This window comes from Tardiphaga robiniae (genome assembly GCF_013359755.1).
GTDB lineage: Bacteria > Pseudomonadota > Alphaproteobacteria > Rhizobiales > Xanthobacteraceae > Tardiphaga > Tardiphaga robiniae.
On the sequence record NZ_JABMCJ010000094.1, the window covers coordinates 656,643 to 676,116 of the forward strand.

Consider the following 19,474-nt stretch of genomic DNA (forward strand, 5'->3'; position numbering starts at 1 on the left):
TCTGGATCTGACGACACGACGCTTCAGCTTGCGTGCATGATGCCAAACGCGCTTCGGAGTAATCCTCTTGGTGTCGATGTCTCAATTCTTCAGGATCGCCGAATACTTCCGACGCGGCCGTCATTCGAACGAATGAAGACACTTTGTGATCGCCTCGTAAGCTCACATCGTCCGCTCATACGCGAGGACATCGAAATTCATCTGTAGCCGATTCTCCGGATCGACTGAGCTGCATTCCGATTGCGACCGAAAGGATTAGCATGACGTTGCATGTGCTTTGTGTGGGAGGCGAGGATCATGCCCTGCGGATCCCATTTCTGGCAGCTTTGCGCAGTCGTGGCTTTCGGGTGAGCGCTGCCGGTACTGGCGCTGCACTCCCGTTCTCAAATAGCGGCATCGAGTATCATCGCTATGACTTCAATAGATTCGGCGCACGGGTTGCTGACCGCCTAGCTGTCGGCCAGCTCTCACAGCTTGTGCGTGGCATTCGACCGGACGTTGTTCAAACGTTCGATACCAAACCAAATCTGCTTGCCCCTCTTGCGGTGAGAGGCGCAATTCCCATTGTGCGCACCATCAACGGAATGGGTTGGGTATTCTCCTCGGCACAGCTGAAAGCTCTTGCATTCAGGCCAGCCTACCTAGCGCTGCAGCGGTTGGCCGCCTGCTGGACCTCGGCAACGGTATTTCAGAACAAGGAGGACAGCGACTTTTTCCGCCGCTATCGTCTGCTTGGCAAAAGCCCTGCTGTACTGATCGGAAGTTCGGGAATCGATGTCGATGCTTTCGACACAGCGCGGGCTCAGGCGCCGTCCACCGCACAACTTCGTACAGAACTCGGACTCGGTGACGACGAAGTCGTCATGACTGTGAGCCGACTGACCGTACAAAAGGGCATACCCACGCTTCTGGATGCAGCGGCGATTGTCCGCGAAGCGCGGCCCCGCGTTCGTTTCTTGCTTGTCGGTCCAAGGGAGAGCGAAGGTCCTTTTGCCGTGGATCAGGCTTTGATTGATCGATACGCACCACACGTAATCGCTCTCGGTGCGCGATCCGACGTTCCTGCGCTTCTCGGAATCGCGAATGTCTTTGCCTTCCCGACGGAGTATCGGGAAGGAATCCCCCGTGTTCTGCTGGAAGCAGGATTGGCGGGTGTGCCTATTGTCGCCACGCGTATGCCAGGCTGCGGCGATGTTGTGGTGGAGAACTGCAATGGTCATTTGGTGCCGCCCCGGGACCCGCGTGCGCTCGCCGCAGCCATTCTCGATCTTCTCCAGGATCCTGCCCGCGCAAAGAGCATGGGACAGCGCTCGATCGCGCTCGTGCGCCGTGAGTTCGACCTGAACGTCGTGGCTGACCGCTACGCCGATCTTTACAGGAAGCTGATTTTCACCGGGAGGCGAAGCGAAGATCCGGCTGCTTTGTCTCGCGACGTCCATGAAGATCGAAGGGTTAGCCGGCACAGCGGGAAGTCATCATGATCGCCAATGCGCTTCTTTCTTTTGGCATCGTGCTTACGACAGCTTCACAGCTGCGCCTTCCCGGAATTCCGCTGGGTGTTGGCGAGGTCTGTCTTGTCCTGTGGCTAGCCTTCGTCTCATTGCGAGTCATCGTTACCGGCCAGATTTACAACGCGACAGCTTTGCTCCGAATCGGTGCGTTTTGGGCCTGTCTTGCACTCGCCCTGAGCATAGGGACATGCGTGGCCTATCTGAGCCAGGAGCTGGACCTTCCTACGATGTTGCACGACACCTTCGCGTATCTGTTGGTGGCAGCTTTGACCTGCCTCATCGTCGCAACGATGGAAGCCGACGCTGCCCTACGTCAAACCCAATGGTTCCTGCTCGCTTTCTGGAACATCGCACTGGTCCTTCAGATCGCTGCGGGCTGGTCCATCATCAGCCTGCCGTCGGTCGATCCATGGTATTGGGATCGATTTCGAGGCTGGGCGGAGAATCCCAATCAGATCGCTCTCTATTGCGCCGTTTTGACGCCGCTGTCTCTCAGCCTTGCCCTATCGGCCAAAGGGTTTGGCCGCATAGCGGGATCATTCAGTTGCCTGCTAACCTTCGCCGTCGGGCGCCTGACCAAAAGCGATACATTTCTTGTTGCGATGGTGATTGCCACCGCGATCTTTTCTTTGCTGCGTTTGCGCAGTTGGCTGACCTCGCCACAGCACAGACTAAATTTCCGGTCGGTGGTCGCGGTTCTGGTCATCGCCGCCGCCGTCCCTCTGGCGCTCGCATTAGCACCGTATGCCGTTGCGACCGCCGATGAGTTTGAAGGTCTGGCAATCAGTCTGGCCAAGGACCGTGGCGGCGAGGCAACGAAGCGCACCGCGTCCCTGCGACTGCAACTCTGGGAAGATGCACTCCGTCGAGGGCTGGAAACCGGATCGCTCGGGCTGGGGCCAGGCCCGCATCTCGAGAAGCCGAACGTCGCCAATAACAAGGCGCTTCCAACTCCTTTCGAAGCCCATAGCACACTGCTGGATATATTTACGCAAGGTGGCCTGCTCGCTGTGATTGCCGTTTGCGGCCTCTTCGCAGGCACGTTCATGCTCATGTTCCGCGCGAAGCTCGATGCCCTGGCAGCATTGTTCGCTGCGCTGGCCATTTTCAGCATCAGCCATTTCATCTTGCGTCATCCCATCGTGTGGTTCGCGTTTGCTCTCAGCCTGATCCTTGGATCGGCGCGCCCGCCGTCGCCGCACACGCGTATCGGAAGCTAGATCATGTGTGGAATCGCCGGAATTCTTCAGATGCCAAAAGCTTCCCGATCCGCCGATCTGGATGCGATCGGCCGAATGACGAATCGTTTGCACCATCGCGGACCCGATGCCCACGGTTCGTGGTGCGATCGTGACGCCGGAATTGCATTCGGGCATCGCCGGCTCTCCATCGTTGACCTCACCGACGCGGGGCGACAACCGATGCTTTCCGAGAGCGGCCGATTCGTCATCACATTCAATGGTGAGATCTACAATCATCCGTCGTTGCGACAGGAGCTTCAACGCCTCGGCCAGAACTTCATCGGCAGCAGCGATACCGAGGTCTTGCTCGCGATGATCGAGAGATGGGGATTCGAGGCTGCCCTGGCGCGCTGCAACGGCATGTTCGCAATCGGCCTCTGGGATCGGCAGACCCGTACGCTCCATCTGGCCCGCGATCGAATGGGAAAGAAGCCCCTATACGTCGCCAGAACGAGAAATGCCGTGGTCTTTGCTTCAGAGTTGAAGGCGATCGACGCGTTCCCCGATTTCCATCCGGAGATCAATCCGCGCGGGGTCGCTGAATTTCTCGCTCGCGGCTGGCTATCGGATGAACATTGTATATGGAAAGATGTCTTCAAACTTCCGCCCGGCAACATTCTATCTTTCGGCGCCGATGAACTTCTGGCATCTCGGGATGCTGCAGCGCTTCGGGCAAAGGCGCGCACTTGGTGGTCGCTGACCGACATCGCAAAGCACGGCCGAAGAAACCCCGTTTCCGCGGACGATGGCGAGCTCGTGTCGCATCTTGATGGCCTACTTCGCGAGGCTGTCGGTGAGCGCATGGTTGCCGACGTGCCAATCGGGCTGTTCCTGTCCGGTGGCATCGACAGTTCAACTGTCGTCGCCCTGATGCAATCCCAATCCACCCGGCCCGTCCGTACGTTCACTATCGGTTTCGGCGAGCCCGCCTTCGACGAAGCGGCCAGTGCCGCGGCCGTGGCTCGTCACCTCGGCACGGACCACACGGAGCTACGTCTCACTCCCTCGGAGGCCATGGATGTCATTCCCGAACTGCCCCGTATTTGGGACGAGCCGTTCGCCGACGAATCGCAGATTCCGACACTGCTGCTATCTCGCCTCGCCCGCCGGGATGTAACTGTTGTCCTCTCCGGTGACGGCGGAGACGAATGTTTTGCTGGATATTCCAGGCATCTTTTAACCGCCCGTCTAGCTCCCCTCCTTAACTCCAATCGAGCACTTCGGCGAACGGCGGCAATGGGTGTGTCATTGCTCGCCCGCGGTTTGCGGGAAGACATCGCTGACGCGTTGCCTCTTCCTGGCCGCCTGCGACGGATGATCGGAAGCGACCGGGTCAACCGCCTTGCACAACTGTTTGCAGGCAATGACGCCGACGACATGTACCGGAAAGTTATGCGGCTTTCCGAGCTGCAATTGACCCCGGAGCAGGTAACCGATTCGGCTAAGGTGCCACCGCTGAACGATCTTCTATCCGACTTCATTGTGCGGGACATGATCGGTTATCTCCCCGGCGACATTCTGGTGAAGCTCGATCGCGCCAGCATGGCGACAGGCCTGGAAGCGCGCTGTCCAATTCTCGACCATCGCGTCGTGGAATTCTCCTGGCGACTGCCGAACACGGCCAAGGTGCGCGACGGACAGGGCAAGTGGATCTTGCGGCAGGTTCTCAGCCGTTACTTGCCGCGCCACTTGATAGATCGACCCAAGCAGGGCTTCGACGTGCCTGTTGGCGCCTGGTTGAAAGGCCCCCTGCGCTCATGGGCTGCAGACCTGCTCTCCGAATCGCGCCTTAACCGCCAGAATTTGCTGGACGTACAACGAGTCCAGAGCTGCTGGCAGGATCATCTGAGTGGCAATCGCGATCACTCGCGAATGCTATGGGCCGTCCTGATGTTGCAATCATGGCTAGGAATGATGGTTGAACAGAGTACGTGCCGATCGGCAGATACCCTCGAGCCCGCACAGTAGAGGAACGAGCTATGGAAGCGTTAGTAGGAAGACGTATTCGATCCCTGCAGGCTCTTTCGCCGGATATGGCAGAGGACGAACTTGGGCGGCGCCTGGCGGAACAATCCCTGGCTTCAAATGACGGTCTCCAGTCTTTGAATCGCGTGCTGGATAGTGTGCGGAAGTACAAGCGGCTTGTCGTCAGGATGATTGTCGTCGGCGCCTTGCTAGCTGGAGTAGCCGGCCTTCTTATGTCTCCTTCTTATCTGGCGACGGCACAACTTGCTGTTGACGTCCGACAGTCCGGCGCCGTCGATGCCTTGAATGCCGGTGGCGCATCCGCAGCACCTACACCGGCCGCCGAGGAATCCACCATCGACACACATGTCACGGTGCTGCTTTCCGACGCCTATCTGCGGAGACTCCTTCCAACGCTCCGCGCTCTCGAAGATGCGAGGCACGGTGCTGAAAAGGGGTCACGAACGTGGATGCAAAGCTTGCGCACGCTCTTTGGTCGTACATGGTCAGCAACCAAGGAGCTGCTACTTGGCAAGAACCACGAGCCCGATGACGGGTCGGCTCTCGCTGCTCTAAAGCGCAGCTTGAAGGTTGGTCAGGAGCGGCGCTCCAGAATCATCGCCGTTACTTCTACGGCCACCAATCCGCAACGAGCGGCGGAAATCGCCAATACGGTGGCACAATCGTATGTCGACGAGGTCGCGCGTCAGAAGCAAAGCGATGTGGAGTATGCTTTGAGCTCCCTTGCGACCCAATCATCCAAAGTTCAGCGTGACCTTGCAAAGGCGGAGGAGGAACTAAAAGCCTCCCGTCTTGGCCAGCTCTCACCCTCCCGGAACGCCGCGCTGGAGTGGCAGGTCACCACGCTGGCGCAACAGTTTGAAACGCTTCTGCGGCGGCGGCAGGAGCTCACCGCAAAAGGTCTGACCGCGCAATCAGACGTCAGTATTCTCGCCACGGCCACACCGCCAGAACGACCGACCTCATTACACCCGCTACTTATGATTCCTCCTGCGGCAATTATCTTCGCTCTGCTGGCTTGTGTTCTCGCAGTCGTATTGAATCACTTCGATCGGACCCTGCACACGGAAGCCGACGCCGCTGAAGCTCTGCGTATTCCATGCGCCGGACTGATACCTTCGATTCCACTGGAGCCAGGCAAGCAGCCGCATTATGTTTTGGAGGAGCCTGCGAGCCACTATGCCAGAGCAATCCGCTCCATTCTGGTATCCATACTGGCCTCCGACCCGGCAACCCCACGATCGCAGCGTGTTGTCCTCGTCAGCTCCAGCATCGGTGGGGAAGGCAAGACGACACTTTCATGGAGCCTTGGTCTCTACGCTGCCCGGCTCGGGTGGCGCACTCTACTCCTTGACTTTGGCCAATTCACTCGTCGACCGGGTGGCGAGAGCGCCAACTTACTCAGTGTACTGGCGTATGGCCGTCCACTTGCAGACGCGATCGAACATATCCATGAGTCCGGAATTGACTACCTGCCCGCCACATCGTTTGGGGGACATAGGCTTCGGATTCTCGCCGACCCCAAGATTCCTTCGTTGCTCCGACAGCTGAGCGACACCTATGATTTCGTGATCATCGACGGACCTTCGCTGCTGGAAGCCCCGGAAGCAAGACTTCTGGCAAGTTGGGCTGACCACGTTTTGTTCGCCATTCACTCTGGAAGCACCGATCGTGAGGCGGCGCAGACCGCGCTGCATCAACTTGTTCGGACAGAACATCTCAACCCTGCCCAGAACACGAGATTCTCGTCGGTCTTAACTCGTGTCGAGCCGCTACAGCAGGACCAGTTCGGTGAGCGTGCACAGCAGCTGTTCAAGAGGATTTGGGGCGCGCTTCGCCGGCGGTCGAAGAGAGCAATCACGTGGCGAACGTGGCGCGGAGACGCAATCGAGCTGAAACGCTCCGGATCACCCAAACTGAACCCCCGCAATTGGTTGAGAAGCGATTGAGGGCAGCATGATTATCGAGACCTTCGGTCCACCAGGCGCTGGCAAAACAACCTTTAGTCGGGCACTCGCTCAACGCCTGCGTGACCGTGGGTATGAGGTCGACCTCGTACTTACGTTGCCGCATCTATCCAATCATCTTCTGAACTTTGGTGGATTTCTTCCAGCGCTGCAGCGCGTCACTCTCGCGATCTTCGCCACCATCGCAATCTTGTGCCGTCCTATCGCAAATGCCCGAGGGCTGCGTCTAGCGAAAGACCTGCTCCGACTAATGCCACCCAACAATCCCGTTTGGAGGATCAGGCTTAGCCAATACGTCGTCCGATTTTCCTGCGTGTGGAGAGATTCGCACAAGTCAGATCGCATCGTCTTGTTCGACCAGGGCTTTGTGCAGATCGTTTGCACCTTGGCCCTGTTTAGCCGAGCAGACGAGAAGACGATCGCTCGTGCAATCGGCATGAGGACGCAATCCGATCTGCTGATCCGGTTTGATGCTCCGAAGGAGCTGTTGGAAAAGCGCCTCCATGAGCGAGTACACCAAAAAACCTACATGGAGAAATGGTTCGAGCCTGACGTAGCTACCTTTCTCAAGGCAAAGCCGATTACTGACTACGTTGGCTCATTACTCGCGGCCGAGCATCAACGGGTGATCTGCATCAACTCGCTTGATCCCGGCCTGATGTCCAGGGCTCTCGACCGTATCGAAGAAGAGGTCTCGAGTAAGTTCAGGCCCAACGGAGCGGTCAGTTCGTCACCCGGCCCAGGGGACAACAGCTTTGAACCCTATGCCGAGAAGTTCACGCCACCCCTGCCGGCGCCCGAGACGATCGGAACTTTCACAGCTCAGGCTCAACCCGAGCTGGCTCGGCGCATGGCCAGCGCAAGCCTGTGGGCATTCGTCATCTATGTTGGCGGCGCCGGGCTGACGTGCGTGGCTCAACTTGTCATTGCCCGTACGATAGGAGCGACGAGTTACGGTATCTATTCATACGTTTTGGCTTGGACGACCCTTCTCTCCTACATCGCGGGACTCGGGTTCAACACGGTTCTGCTGCGATATGTGCCGGCCTATAGCGCGACCGGAAAGTGGCCATTGGCGCGCGGAGTTATTCAATTTGCATTCGGACGATCATTGTTGGTTGGGATGTTGATTGCGATCTGCGGAGTCGCCACCGCACTATTCCTGTCGGAGACGCTTCATCGGGAGCTGACTATCAGTCTGGCGGTTGGCATGGCGACCGTCCCATTGGTCGCGCTTTACGTTCTCGGTTCCGCTACGGTACGCGCGCTGGGTGGCGTCATTTCGGCAATTGCGCCCGAACGATTCGTTCGGGACGGCCTTATGGTGGTTCTGCTTCTACTTGCTGTGGCACTCAACGTCACGCCAATCGATGCGACAACGGTTTTGATCGCTTTGATGGCAAGCTCTGCTGTCACAGCTGCCATCGTCGGACTGAGCATGCGGAAGCTTTGGCCGCCACAACTACGCTCGGCGGTGCCGGCTTATGCACCTCGCGACTGGTGGCATCTCGCCTGTCCTGTCATGATCTTGATTGGAGTTGAGGTTCTCATGAGCCGCGCCGGCGTGATTATCCTCGGCTGGACCGGCGATGCCCACGAGGCTGGCATTTTCGCACTGGGGTTGAATTTAGCTCTTTTTCTTGTTCTGCCTCGGATGGCAGTAGGGACTTTCTTTTCGCCGAACGTCTCGAAGCTTCACGCGCATCGGAATGAGGCAGCGCTTCAGAGTCTGTTTGCCCGAGCAACTGTCCTGTCGCTGGCTGGAACAGTCGTGCTGGCACTTCCACTTTTGTTGCTGACGGTACCGCTACTCCGCTTTTTTGGCGAGGAATTCGTTGCAACAGCTCCGGTCGCCCAAATTCTCGTCGTCGGACAGATCTTTGCTGCTGCTACTGGTCCGCAGCAAAATCTTCTGACTATGACTGGGCACGAGCGAGCAGCTGCCGCAATCACAGCGATCGGAGCCATCATGAACGTTGTCGCCTGTGCGATCGGCATTGCTTTCTTTGGAGTGATGGGTGCCGCCGTTGCGACGGCCGTGACGAATGTAGCCTGGAACATGGCAATGGCGATCTACATCTACAAACGCGTGAACATGACGGCCGGCCTGCTCTTTGCCTTTGTGGAGTTTCGTCGGCCCGCCGCCGCTGAATAGCCCGGTAACTGGATAGAGGCCGGAAAATTGGTGCAGCCCTATCATTCACTCGAAGGACGTCAATAGCCGACGTGTGGCCTACGATCTCCATCCCGCAACGGTGAGTACCGTCATGCAACTTCAGAGATTTCCCGATGGATCCTTGGCGAAACGCGCGAAGACGTTCGCTGGCGGGCGCGCACTTTCCGGAGATTCAAGCGAGCCTGCACAAACCCTCTGGATGAAACCTCCCGAATTGCCCCTCGACCTGGGCGGGCCTGTCGATCGCCCGTTCAATCGTATGGGCGTCGAATTTGCCGGCGTGCCCGCGATCACGCATCTGGATGCGGTGGCAAAGAGATTTCCGAACAACGTAGCCATCAGCGATGACACCCGCCAAATCACATATTCGGATTTTCTGATCAGAGTTTTGACGCTGGCCCAGGCGATTGCAGCGGTGGCTCCCGAGGGGCGGGCCGTCGGCCTGTTGTTGCGCCACTCGATCTGGCATCCGATCGCCATGCTTGCATGTATGGCCGCAGGGCGCCCCCTGGTGCCGCTCAATCCGCGCGATCCGGACCAGCGACTTGCCCACATCGTTGCAAATGCACAGATTTCTGTACTGATCGGCCAGGGGGACAGTAGCTCAACCAAATGGATCGACGAAGACGGCCTGCGTTGGATCGATATTACGCACGCGAACGAACTTTTCGATGACGCCCCATCGCTTGAGCCAGTCTCGGTGGATGCACCTGCCCTTGTGCTCTACACCTCCGGTAGCACCGGACAGCCAAAGGGTGTTGTGAATAGCCAGCGCAGCTTGCTCCAGCGTGTCCAGCAATATGCGGATGCATGCCACATAGACGCCACTGACGTCTTCATGCCTCTGAGCGGCCCTACGACCATTGCGGGCACCAGAGAGATGCTCACGGCCTTGTTGACCGGCGCAAGATTGCATATGGCGGATGTCGAGGCCCTTGGCCTTCGCGGCGTGTTGCGTCAGATCCGATCGCAGCAGATAACGATCACCTACATCGTTCCCGCTCTTCTGCGGGCAGTGATTACCGCGAGTGAAACCGGTGATTTCGAATCGCTCCGGGTTGTCCGCATCGGCGGCGAGAAGGTGCTGTGGACGGATGTCGCGCTCGTCCGAAAGGTCGTGAAGCCCTCCTGCTTCATTCAGATCAGCTATTCGTCGACCGAGACTACCGGCACGCAGTGGTTTCTTCCTGACGACTGCAAGGAAAGTGATTTCAGCATACCCCCGGTTGGTTATTTGCTTCCCGGAATGTCGTGTGCCGTCGTCGACGACAACGGGGTGCCTGTGCCCACCGGCGAGGTCGGAGAGCTGATCATCAAGAGCATGCATGTGCTGCTTGGCTACTGGGAGAACGGTCAGGTGCTTCCTGCATTACCCGACCCGGATGATAGCCATTGCCGCATCTTCCCGACAGGCGACCTTGTTACTGTCGATGCGCGCGGATTGATGCAGATGCTGGGACGAAAGGGGCGTCAGCTCAAAATCAATGGACGGCGTGTCGAACCGGCTGAACTCGAGGTCGTCGTACGCAGAATTCCCTATGTGAGCGACGCCGTCGCCATCGTCACCGATTCAAGCGAGCTGGTTATTTTTGCATCGCCAGGTGTCGAGGCCAAGGCAACATTCACGGCTGACGTTCGGGACGTCATCAGGCAGACACTTCCGACCGCATTGCATCCCACCAGATTGCATGAAATCGCAGAGCTTCCGCGGCTCGCCGGCGGAAAGATAGACGTCGCGAAACTCAAGGTGCTGGATAGCGAGAGCCGAAGAGGTGCAGCCCCACCTCAGCCCCCAGGGGCGGGTGAAGTGAAGCAAGCCGAAAAAATAGTGGCGCAGGTATGGACGCGGATCCTAGGTACGACCGACGTTGCCAGCCGCTGGGACGAGGCAGGTGGCGATTCCCTCAAGCTTCTGCGATGCGTGATGGAGCTGGAAGAGCTGGTCGGCCAAGAGCTCAACATGGAAGCTTTCACGGTGGACATGAGCGCAGCCGATATGATTCAGATCGTCGCTGCAGGTGGCCGATCGCAGCGGCAACAAGCCGCCGGGGAATTCCTGCCTCATCTGGTGATGTTGCCAGGCTCGATAGGTTACGGTCCGAGTCTGGCGGCGTTCGGGGCGCAGCTGAGCAAGACGGCTCATGTGATCCCGATCCGCTACCCGGATCTGACGTCTGCCCTGACCGGATGCGGCTCGGTCGACCACATGGCGACGTTGGCTCTGGAACAGATTAACGCCGTTCATCCTCGCGGCGACATACGTCTGATCGGCTATTCGCTGGGTGGCGGCGTCGCATTTGAAGTGGCAGCCCGGCTGATTGCGGAAGGCCGGTCGGTGAAATTTCTGGGCATTCTGGATACGAATATCGGCCCCCGCAGGAGTGACTATCGGGAGACCCTGTCACGTACGCTGCAACGAGTTAGATCACACCGGGTTACGATGTACCGAATGCTGTGTCGCGCTATCGCAAAATGTGTTGCTCGACTCCACTGGGAGGTGAAGTTCTGTCGAATTCTCGATGCGAGGATCTGGACGCGTTTGGCCGGCACCCGCTTCATGCTCAAGTTGGAGCTTGAGGAGATTCTCCGGATGCAGGAATTCGGCCGCTGGGTGGCGAGTGCCAAACCTCGCTTGCCAATTACCGGAACGCTATTCCTTTGCAACCGGCGAGGGTCACCAGCACACCTCGGATGGGACTCTCTGTTTGCAAAACTGGAGGTAATTCCGATTGCTGGCGGCCATCTCGATCTCGTGATCGACCCGCATTTGACCGTCAACCGACCGGTCATCGAACGCGCGATCACGTCGTCCTGTTCCTGATCTTCGACCAACAGATCCAACAGATCCAACAGATTGGAACGAGGCGATGCAGATCGCAGAGGCCCCCTTTGGATCAAGGTCGCAAGTAGCTCCAGCCTCGCTCTTGCAGCTCCATGATCCGTACCACTCCGGATTTGGTGACCTTGGCCTGCGGGATGAGAGGAATATCTTTCGCCTCAGCTTTTGCCATGTTCTCGCGGGTGTTCCCGCATGCTGAAAAGGTCAGCTGTGGCATGGTTTCGCTCATGGATTTGATGCGCGCTTTGACGGGAGAAGTGTCATCTCGCAGCATATGCAGTCCGGGTCCAAAAACGACCACTTCGATCCCAACCTTTTGACCGATCTCGCTGTAGTGCTGAGCTACGTTGCTGACATTATTGAGAGCGAGATTGATTGTCGCGGGGTCATTGACGTCAACCTGTACAACGAGCCGATGGGGCTGCATTCGGATGGCGGCAGTGGTCACCTTGGCGTTGGCGTTCATTTTGGCAGAAGTCTTGGCAGACGTATTGATTTCTACAGCGCCGCTGGTTTGGGTGCTCAGCATCAAGATACTCCCAACGGCGGCCATGCTGGCGAAGACGACGAGTGATCTGTTCATGTTGTTTCCTTGAGTGTGCTGGGAGTGCGGGCTCAAGTGTGCGCGATAGCGTAATCGCGCGCGAACGGGCGGGTCAAGAATGGTTCAGACAATGCAGGCGTGATCTACTTAATTGCCGCGATTGGTGCGCCTACCTCGTTGTGACTACTTCCATTGCTACATCGACAAACGGCCGATGAAGGCTGTGTCATCAAAATGGACACACATAAAAGCTCACCTGAGTTGTCACGATGTGGTCACAGGCAGTTGAGGTAGCATCGCATTGGCTACCGCGATCCAAAGCTGTTGAGGGCTCCCGCGCAACAAGCAGAACCGCTGCGCGTGCCTCGTCTGCAGTAGGAGCTTGCATTCTGTGGGTCCTCATTGGGGCTGCGGAGGATGGGCTATGCGGTGAAAGCCAATTCCGCGCACAGGCCTCCGAATCTTCTCAAACACGGGAGCGGAACAGGGCTGAAGCCCTTGCACCTGTGCTTGTCGCGCCCCCCCGAGCAGAACTCAATGCGGCCCAGTCGACGGCTGAAGCGACCAGCACCACGCTAAGACAGGCGCTTGATCAAGAGCGAGCTAGGGCAGACGCCCTTGCGGGTGAACTTGCGACCCTCCGGGCGGAACTCGAGACGGCGCGGGTGGCAGGCAAGGAATCTGCCCAGGCCATCGAGGTAGGGATCAGACAAACGCAAGCGCTCGAACAGGAGCGAGACAAAACAATCGACCTTATGCGTGAGCTTGCCTTCCTTCGGACCGAACTCGACGCGGCGCGGATCGTGATTTCGAAAGCTGTGCAAGCCACCGAGGCAGAGATCGAGCAAGAGCAGGCGCTCGAACAGCAGGAGCGGTGGAAGGCAGACGCGCCCGCCCATGACCTTGCTTCCCTTCGGGCGGAACTCGATACGGTGCGGATCGCAGCTTCGGACGCCGCAAAAGCCACCGCGGCAGAGATCGAGCAAAAGCAGGCGCTCGAACAGCAGCTCAAACAGCAGCAAGACAGGACGGAAGCCCTCAAGCGTGAATTGATCTCTCTCCGGACCGAACTCGACGCGGCGCGTGCCGCGACGCCGGAGGCTGCGCGGATCGTCGAGGCTGCGAAGGTCGAACAAGAGCGCGCATCTGCAAAGGAGCGCAGCCGGACCGAGGCAGTCGCCCGCGAGCTCTCCTCGGCGCGTCAGCAGATCGAGGAGCATGCCAGCCGCCTCGCGGCGGCACACGCTGAGGTGCTTCGGGTGACGGAGGCCAGCAACACCACGGCAGCAGAGCAGAAGCGAGCTCTTGCCAGCGAGCGCGAGCGTGCTGACGCACTTGTGCAGGAGCTTGCTCTTTTTAAGAACCAACTGGAGGCTCGAAACCAGCAGCTTGTTGCCGTGAGTGCTTCTCAGACTCTCGCTTCGCGCCAACCCGCCCCTACTGGCCGGAACGAAGGCGCGGCGGAGCCCCGTGCGAAGACGACCGAGGGAAAGAGCGCCTTGCCGCAGTGGGCTTCCACTCAGGCCGTCGCTTCATATGCGGAACGATCGTCCGTGTTGGAAACGCCACCGCAAGCACGGTCGACCGCTCGCGAAGCCGTGCCAAGTGTGGAGCCGAAAGTCCCCGTGGCATCAGAGGCAACCGTGCTGGCGAGTGTCGCTCCCTATTCTGTGGCGGACGAACAGAGACTGCTTGTTCGGGCGAACGCATTGCTCCGGCAAGCTGACATCAGCGGGGCGCGCCCATTGCTTGAACACGCTCTTGGACATGGTAGCGCGCGAGCCGCCTTTATGCTCGCGGAGACCTACGACGCCCGCGTGCTGAAATCGTGGAGCGCACGTGGGGTCCACGGTGATTCCAGAAAGGCACTCGAACTGTATGAAAAGGCACAGGCGGGCGGCATTGAGGATGCGAAGGCGAGGATTGAGTCGCTGAAATAGCAGCCAGCTCGTGACGCGTAGATGGTCATTCCGAGAATGGAGACTCGCATGTCGCTCATCAAGTTCTCATTTGCTATGGCATTAGCGGCGTTCGGGCTGCAACTGGCTGCCAATGCCCAATCTCTCCCGACGCGCGAGACGCAGGCTATGGCGGCGGTGAAAAGGACCGAAACGGCCGCGAAAGAGCGCATCAATGCATGGACTGTCGGCCTCGCCGGCGGGCTCATTGAAGGGGCTCCGCTTCGTCTCGCGGCAGAGATCGCTCGCGTCGTAAACGAGGAGGATAAGCTTCACGTCCTCCCGATCGTGACGCGCGGAGCAACGGAAAACGTCAATTCGCTGCTGTATCTTAGAGGCGTTGATGCGGCGATCATCAACACGGATGCTCTTGAGGAATATAAAGCTCAAGTTCCGTCTATCGAACGGCGCATCGTTTACGTTCTGAACCTCTTTCCGTCCGAACTGCACATATTCGTCCGCCCGGAGATCCGGTCGCTCGAAGAGCTCAAGGGAAAAAAGGTCAATTTCAATACGCAAGGTACGGCAGCCGCCTATTCCGGTCCGCTGATCTTCAGTCGGTTGGGACTAAACGTGGAAAAGATGTTCATTCCGCACCAGGTCGCATTGGAGCAAATGAAGCGCGGAGAAATCGCGGCCGTTGTGTTTGTGACGTCAAAGCCCGTCGACGCCTTTCTGAAGGGACGCTGGGATCCCGGATTTAAGTTCCTCCCCGTCGAATACGGCGCCAAATTTGAGGACTACTATCTTCCATCGTCTATCGATGCGGCGGACTATCCGAGTCTGGTGCCGAAAGGTGAGCGGATAGCGACGATTGCAGTCCCCACCATTCTTGCGGCCTATAACTGGCCACAACAGTCTGACCGATACCGGCGCGTGGCGCGCCTTGTCGATCACCTGTTTGGTCGCTTCGACCGGTTGCAGTCCCCTGGTTTCGATCCGAAATGGAAAGAGGTCAATCTGCGGGCCAGCGTGCCGAGCCTCGGCCGGTTTAAGCCGGCGCAGGAATGGCTTGATCTTCCGCAAGCCGTAACAGCAGGACGGTCCCCATGAAGGACACGGGTACTCTCGGTCTGGCTGTGCTCTTGATTATGAGCCAGACTGTGTGTGCTCAAACCGGTGGCGCCATAGATCGCCTGAAGACCTGCTCACAGTTTGAAGGCATGGAGCGCTTGAAGTGCGTCGATGAGCTGTTGGGGGAGATGACCGAAACCCACGCTACCACGCCGTCTCCAAGTCCGAACTGGATCATCAGCGAGACCACCTCTCCGGTGGATTATCAGCCGCAGATTGAGGCGCTGATGACAGCGCGCACAGCATCGCAAAATGCTGCCTCCGCGTTCGCCATCCATTGTCGCGCCCATCGCACGGAGTTGATAATTTCCACAACGGGATCCTGGAAGCAGGTCCCGGATGGCGAGGTGAAGGTCGCGCACCGGATCAACGAAGAGCCAGTTGTTGAACAGCGCTGGCGGGCGTTAGAAACGGGGAAAGGTCTTGCCTTTCCAGGCGACGTTGTTCGCTTGCTCCGCTCAATGCCGGATGGTGGCCAACTTCTCGTTAAAGTCCACGTTGGGAAAGGTCCACCATATGAAAGTACGTTTCAATTGGTCGGCTTGAATGCCGTCCGACGCAAGATGGCGACGGCATGCAACTGGCCCGCGCCCTGACCGACGCGCGTACGAGTGCAGGACAACGCGACCAGTTCGCAGCTGCCCTTCGCACCCGCTCGCCATTCAACGCTCCAACATCTTCAATGTCTTGGCATTGCGGCAACGACGGTTGTGCTGAACGGAACCAAGCCGCCGGCGAGGCTTCGGCAAGTCGCGACGCCGGTTGGCCTCCTTAGTCCTCCCGCATGCCACGCCGTATCGCATCGGTCATCGGTTGCATGAGATAGGCAAGAACGGTGCGTTCACCAGTCGCGATCAGGACGTCGGCCATCATGCCGGGCTTGAGCTTCTCGCGAATTTTGTCGGGAAATTTCGTCACTTGCACTGAAACTTTGACTTCGTAGTAAGGCTGGTGCGTGGCTTCGTCGCGAAGCGCATCGGCTGCCACCGAAAGAACTTCGCCGATGGCGATCGGCGTCGAGCGAGCCTTGAACGAGGGAAGCCGCACTTCTGTGGGCATGCCGATTTGTACGTGATTGACGTCGAGAGAGGATATTTTCGCGGCAACCACGAGGACGTCGTTGTCCGGCACGATCTCCATCAAGACGTCGCCCGGCTTGATCACCGCGCCGACCGTGTGGACTTTCAGATTGACGATACGTCCGGAGCGAGATGCGCGAACGTCCATCCGACCGAGAACGTCTGCGGCCATGCGCAGCTTCTCGCGCGCGTCAGCGAGCTGAGCGCGGGTGTCGGCAAGCTTACCGGTGGCTTCCTCCAGAACTTTCTGCCCGACCTGATTGATCTGTAACCGTGCTTCGTCGATGATCCGTCCGAAGCGCGCGATGTCGGCGTCGTATGAACCAATTCGGCCCTCAAGGTCGGATTTGGAACGCTCCAGAGTCGCAATCCGCGCGAACGGAACGATCCCCTGGTCGGCGAGCGGCTTGAGCTTGGTATATTCCTGCGCCATGCTGTCGAACTGTGCGCGTGCAGCCTTGCTTTGCGCAGCGTTTCCCTGGATCTGGCGCTGCGCCTGTCCGATCTTTTCTTCAAGGATCGAAACCTCGATCTTTCGCGCGACGCGGCGTTCCTCGAACCGCCGCTTCTGGTCGCCCATGGCACGCTGCGCAGAGGGATCGGAGGCCTTCTGCGTCAGTTCGGATGGAAACGTGATCGTATCGGCCCCATCGGCTTCCGCAAGCAGGCGCGCCTCTTCCGCGATTGCCGAATACACGGCCGAACGCGCCATCTCCTCCCGCGCCCGGTCCTGTGTTGGATCGAGTCGCAACAGCACCTGTCCCTGTTCGACATGCGCGTCGCCCCTCACCATCAGGCTTTGGACGATGCCACCTTCCAGGTGCTGAACGGACTTACGGTCGCTCTCGACGACGATCGAGCCTGCAGCCACGACGGCACCATCGATGGAGGCCAGGCCAGCCCAACCACCAAACACTACGAAGGTCAGGAACACGATGCCAAAGCCGCGTCTCGCCGGAGTGCGCCAATCGCCCGATGGGTCGCCATTTGCGTTCCCGGCGTCGCGATTCGGGAATATCGACAGCCATACCTTTGATAGCCAGATCAGCAACCGCGCCTTGATCTCCACAAATCGTTGCAAGACATCAGGCCTGCGAAACGCGTGGCCACCATCGCTCAAACGTCTGAGGAGTCGCGCCAGTTCGTCCTGAGCAGCAATCTCTGCTCGCAGCTTGGGAATCTTCATCATTGCCTCGTGACATGGACAGGCCGCACTGAACTTGGAAACGGCGCGTGGCGTGAGGCCCCGTCAACTCGGTGGCTTTCTGTTGTGATCCGCGGCTCGCGGCGCATGGGCGCAACGGTCTCACCAAGAAGCAGGGGAAGGAGCTCTTCGCGCGTACCCGCGCGCCCAATGCGCCCGTCATGCATGAAAACAATCTTGTCGACCAATGAAAGGAGATTTGGTCTGTGATTGATGATCACGATCGTCACACGCTGTTGACGGAGCATTTGGATGGCGTCAGCCAGAGCACGATCGCCGTCACCATCCAGATTGGCGTTCGGTTCATCGAGCACGACAAAGACGGGCCTGCCAAAAAGTGCGCGGGCCAACCCGATGCGTTGTCGCTGGCCGCCGGAAAGACCCGCCCCGTTTTCCCCGATGACAGTGTCGTAGCCCTGCGGCAGCCGCTGGATCATGGCATGCGCCGAAGCCAGCTGCGCCGCCTCGACAACCTGTTCATCCAACGCGCCGTCACGAAAGCGAGCGATGTTGTCGCGGACGGTCCCGGCGAATAATTCAACATCCTGCGGCAAGTAACCGAAACTTTGTCCAAGGAAACTGGCCTCGAAATGCCGGATGTCATTTCCATCGACGCGTACGCAACCCTGTGCGGCTGGCCAGGCTCCAACCAGCGCGCGCGCTAGGGAAGATTTGCCGGAACCGGACGCACCGACGATCGCAACAACTTCGCCAGGTGACAGCCGGAAACTGACATCGGAAATCGCCGCCAACTGCGATCCCGGTACCATAACGGTCAAAGCCTCGACGGAGATGTTGCCGACCGGGGGCGGCAATCGCGTCGGTTGTCTTTCCGTCGCCCGCGTCCGCAGAGCCTCGTCGAGGCGGGAAAAAGACGTCCGCGCCGACACGAACGCTCTCCATTGCGCGACAGCCGCCTCTACCGGTGCGAGCGCGCGCCCCATGATCAAGGAGGCAGCGAAGAGAACGCCTCCCGAGATCTCCTGATGAATTGCCAGGTAGGCCCCGACGCCCATAATCGCTACTTGAATCGCCATCCGCAGAAATTTCGAGATTGCGAGCAGCGTTCCGCCGCGTTCTCCGGCCTTGGCGCTTTCAACGAGCGCCTGTCCATGCGTGGCGCCCCAGGCGGCGCGTATGGCGGGGCCCATTCCGAGACCACGGATCGCTTCCGCGTTACGAAGCGAGGACGTCAATCGGTCCAGAGCGTGGAGATTCTTGAACGAAGCCGCCATCAGCGGCGCTTTGGTGGCGCGCTCATTGAGAAAGGCGAGCGCAAGGATGACCAGCGCGCCTGTCAGAGCAACCATGCCGATCGACGGATGAAGCAGAAAACACATGCCGAGAAAAATCGGAGTCCAGGGTGCGTCCATCAGAGACGTGATCACGCCGCCGGATAGAACGTCGCGCAATGTGTCGACGTCGCGCAACAGCTGAACATGATGCGAGCTTCCTGTGCGCACTGCCTGCGCGAGAGCCGTTTCGAAAGCTTCTCCTGACAGCAAATGGTCGAAGCGAATTCCGGTTTGCACGAGAACACGACTGCGAAAGTGCTCGAGTGCTGCGTAACTGATGAAAAGCGCGAGCGCGATCAGCGAAAGCAGCAACAGCGTCATCGCGTTTCGGCTCGTCAGCACGCGATCGTAGATCTGCATCGTATAAAGCGGCGAAACGAACACCAGGAGATTTATGAAGATAGACAGCCCGCCAGCGGCAAGCAGGCCTGGACGTATCTGGCGGAAAGCGTCCGCAAGCGCGGGCGGTCTTGCTGAAGTATACATGTGTGCATCCAGGCCGCCCGGATCGGACGGCGCTAACGTTAGAGAAGCCATATGCGAAGAAGCGAGCGCGAATTGGCTCGTACGCAACACATCCCGCACTGCGCGAGACGGCAT

The 19,474-nt window shown here is 58.7% G+C and carries 12 protein-coding genes; 9 read left to right on the forward strand and 3 right to left on the reverse strand.

The features are described 5' to 3' along the window. Positions 1 to 260: 260 nt before the first annotated feature. The 6 genes from HP556_RS29450 to HP556_RS29475 all read left to right on the forward strand — a co-directional run bounded on the left by HP556_RS29450 (position 261) and on the right by HP556_RS29475 (position 11,702). A complete protein-coding gene (locus HP556_RS29450) occupies positions 261 to 1,481 on the forward strand; it encodes a glycosyltransferase (RefSeq protein ID WP_175369517.1) in 1,221 nt (406 codons plus the stop codon). Further along, entirely contained in the window at positions 1,478 to 2,731 is a 1,254-nt protein-coding gene (locus tag HP556_RS29455) for an O-antigen ligase family protein (RefSeq protein WP_093757981.1), read from the forward strand. The genes HP556_RS29450 and HP556_RS29455 overlap by 4 nt, the downstream gene beginning before the upstream one ends. Before the next feature lie 3 nt (positions 2,732 to 2,734). Beyond that, positions 2,735 to 4,720 carry an asparagine synthase (glutamine-hydrolyzing) gene (gene asnB / locus HP556_RS29460; RefSeq protein WP_175369518.1) on the forward strand — a complete coding sequence of 662 codons (1,986 nt, stop codon included), beginning with the start codon at positions 2,735 to 2,737 and terminating at the stop codon, positions 4,718 to 4,720. Positions 4,721 to 4,731: 11 nt separating this feature from the next. Then, positions 4,732 to 6,687, forward strand: coding sequence for an AAA family ATPase (locus HP556_RS29465; RefSeq protein ID WP_175369519.1), 1,956 nt, complete (start codon positions 4,732 to 4,734; stop codon positions 6,685 to 6,687). Between the two features lie 7 nt (positions 6,688 to 6,694). Next, positions 6,695 to 8,860, forward strand: coding sequence for an oligosaccharide flippase family protein (locus HP556_RS29470; RefSeq protein ID WP_175369520.1), 2,166 nt, complete (start codon positions 6,695 to 6,697; stop codon positions 8,858 to 8,860). Between the two features lie 73 nt (positions 8,861 to 8,933). Next, positions 8,934 to 11,702 carry an AMP-binding protein gene (locus tag HP556_RS29475; RefSeq protein ID WP_338117634.1) on the forward strand — a complete coding sequence of 923 codons (2,769 nt, stop codon included), beginning with the start codon at positions 8,934 to 8,936 and terminating at the stop codon, positions 11,700 to 11,702. A gap of 73 nt (positions 11,703 to 11,775) precedes the next feature. Here the strand turns inward: HP556_RS29475 and HP556_RS29480 are convergent, their stop codons facing one another. Beyond that, on the reverse strand, positions 11,776 to 12,303 hold the full coding sequence (locus HP556_RS29480) for a DsrE family protein (protein WP_089266626.1): 528 nt from the start codon (positions 12,301 to 12,303) through the stop codon (positions 11,776 to 11,778). Positions 12,304 to 12,929: 626 nt separating this feature from the next. Here HP556_RS29480 and HP556_RS29485 point away from each other — a divergent pair. Genes HP556_RS29485 through HP556_RS29495 form a run of 3 tightly spaced genes read left to right on the forward strand, consistent with a single transcriptional unit; the run spans position 12,930 to position 15,892 of the window. Then, positions 12,930 to 14,204: a coiled-coil domain-containing protein gene (locus tag HP556_RS29485; protein ID WP_175369521.1), complete on the forward strand. Its 1,275-nt coding sequence runs from the start codon at positions 12,930 to 12,932 to the stop codon at positions 14,202 to 14,204. Between the two features lie 48 nt (positions 14,205 to 14,252). Next, positions 14,253 to 15,275, forward strand: coding sequence for a TAXI family TRAP transporter solute-binding subunit (locus HP556_RS29490; RefSeq protein ID WP_089266912.1), 1,023 nt, complete (start codon positions 14,253 to 14,255; stop codon positions 15,273 to 15,275). Beyond that, positions 15,272 to 15,892 (forward strand): type VI secretion system-associated protein TagO, encoded by a 621-nt coding sequence (locus HP556_RS29495; protein WP_175369522.1) that lies wholly within the window; start codon positions 15,272 to 15,274, stop codon positions 15,890 to 15,892. Before HP556_RS29490 ends, HP556_RS29495 begins: the two co-directional genes overlap by 4 nt. A gap of 175 nt (positions 15,893 to 16,067) precedes the next feature. On the opposite strand, the gene HP556_RS29500 is transcribed toward HP556_RS29495, so the two are convergent. Both HP556_RS29500 and HP556_RS29505 read right to left on the reverse strand, forming a co-directional pair. Beyond that, a complete protein-coding gene (locus HP556_RS29500) occupies positions 16,068 to 17,561 on the reverse strand; it encodes an HlyD family type I secretion periplasmic adaptor subunit (RefSeq protein ID WP_246297934.1) in 1,494 nt (497 codons plus the stop codon). Then, the gene (locus HP556_RS29505; protein WP_175369523.1) at positions 17,561 to 19,360 is read right to left on the reverse strand and encodes a type I secretion system permease/ATPase; all 1,800 of its coding nucleotides are present in this window, start codon (positions 19,358 to 19,360) and stop codon (positions 17,561 to 17,563) included. The genes HP556_RS29500 and HP556_RS29505 overlap by 1 nt, the downstream gene beginning before the upstream one ends. Positions 19,361 to 19,474 lie beyond the last annotated feature (114 nt).

Coding starts and splice junctions, on each gene's coding strand:
- HP556_RS29495 (WP_175369522.1), top strand. CDS start 15,272: ATGAAGGACACGGGTACTCTCGGTCTGGCTGTGCTCTTGATTATGAGC.
- HP556_RS29500 (WP_246297934.1), bottom strand. CDS start 17,561: ATGAAGATTCCCAAGCTGCGAGCAGAGATTGCTGCTCAGGACGAACTG.
- HP556_RS29465 (WP_175369519.1), top strand. CDS start 4,732: ATGGAAGCGTTAGTAGGAAGACGTATTCGATCCCTGCAGGCTCTTTCG.
- asnB (WP_175369518.1), top strand. CDS start 2,735: ATGTGTGGAATCGCCGGAATTCTTCAGATGCCAAAAGCTTCCCGATCC.
- HP556_RS29470 (WP_175369520.1), top strand. CDS start 6,695: ATGATTATCGAGACCTTCGGTCCACCAGGCGCTGGCAAAACAACCTTT.
- HP556_RS29490 (WP_089266912.1), top strand. CDS start 14,253: ATGTCGCTCATCAAGTTCTCATTTGCTATGGCATTAGCGGCGTTCGGG.
- HP556_RS29455 (WP_093757981.1), top strand. CDS start 1,478: ATGATCGCCAATGCGCTTCTTTCTTTTGGCATCGTGCTTACGACAGCT.
- HP556_RS29505 (WP_175369523.1), bottom strand. CDS start 19,360: ATGTATACTTCAGCAAGACCGCCCGCGCTTGCGGACGCTTTCCGCCAG.
- HP556_RS29480 (WP_089266626.1), bottom strand. CDS start 12,303: ATGAACAGATCACTCGTCGTCTTCGCCAGCATGGCCGCCGTTGGGAGT.
- HP556_RS29450 (WP_175369517.1), top strand. CDS start 261: ATGACGTTGCATGTGCTTTGTGTGGGAGGCGAGGATCATGCCCTGCGG.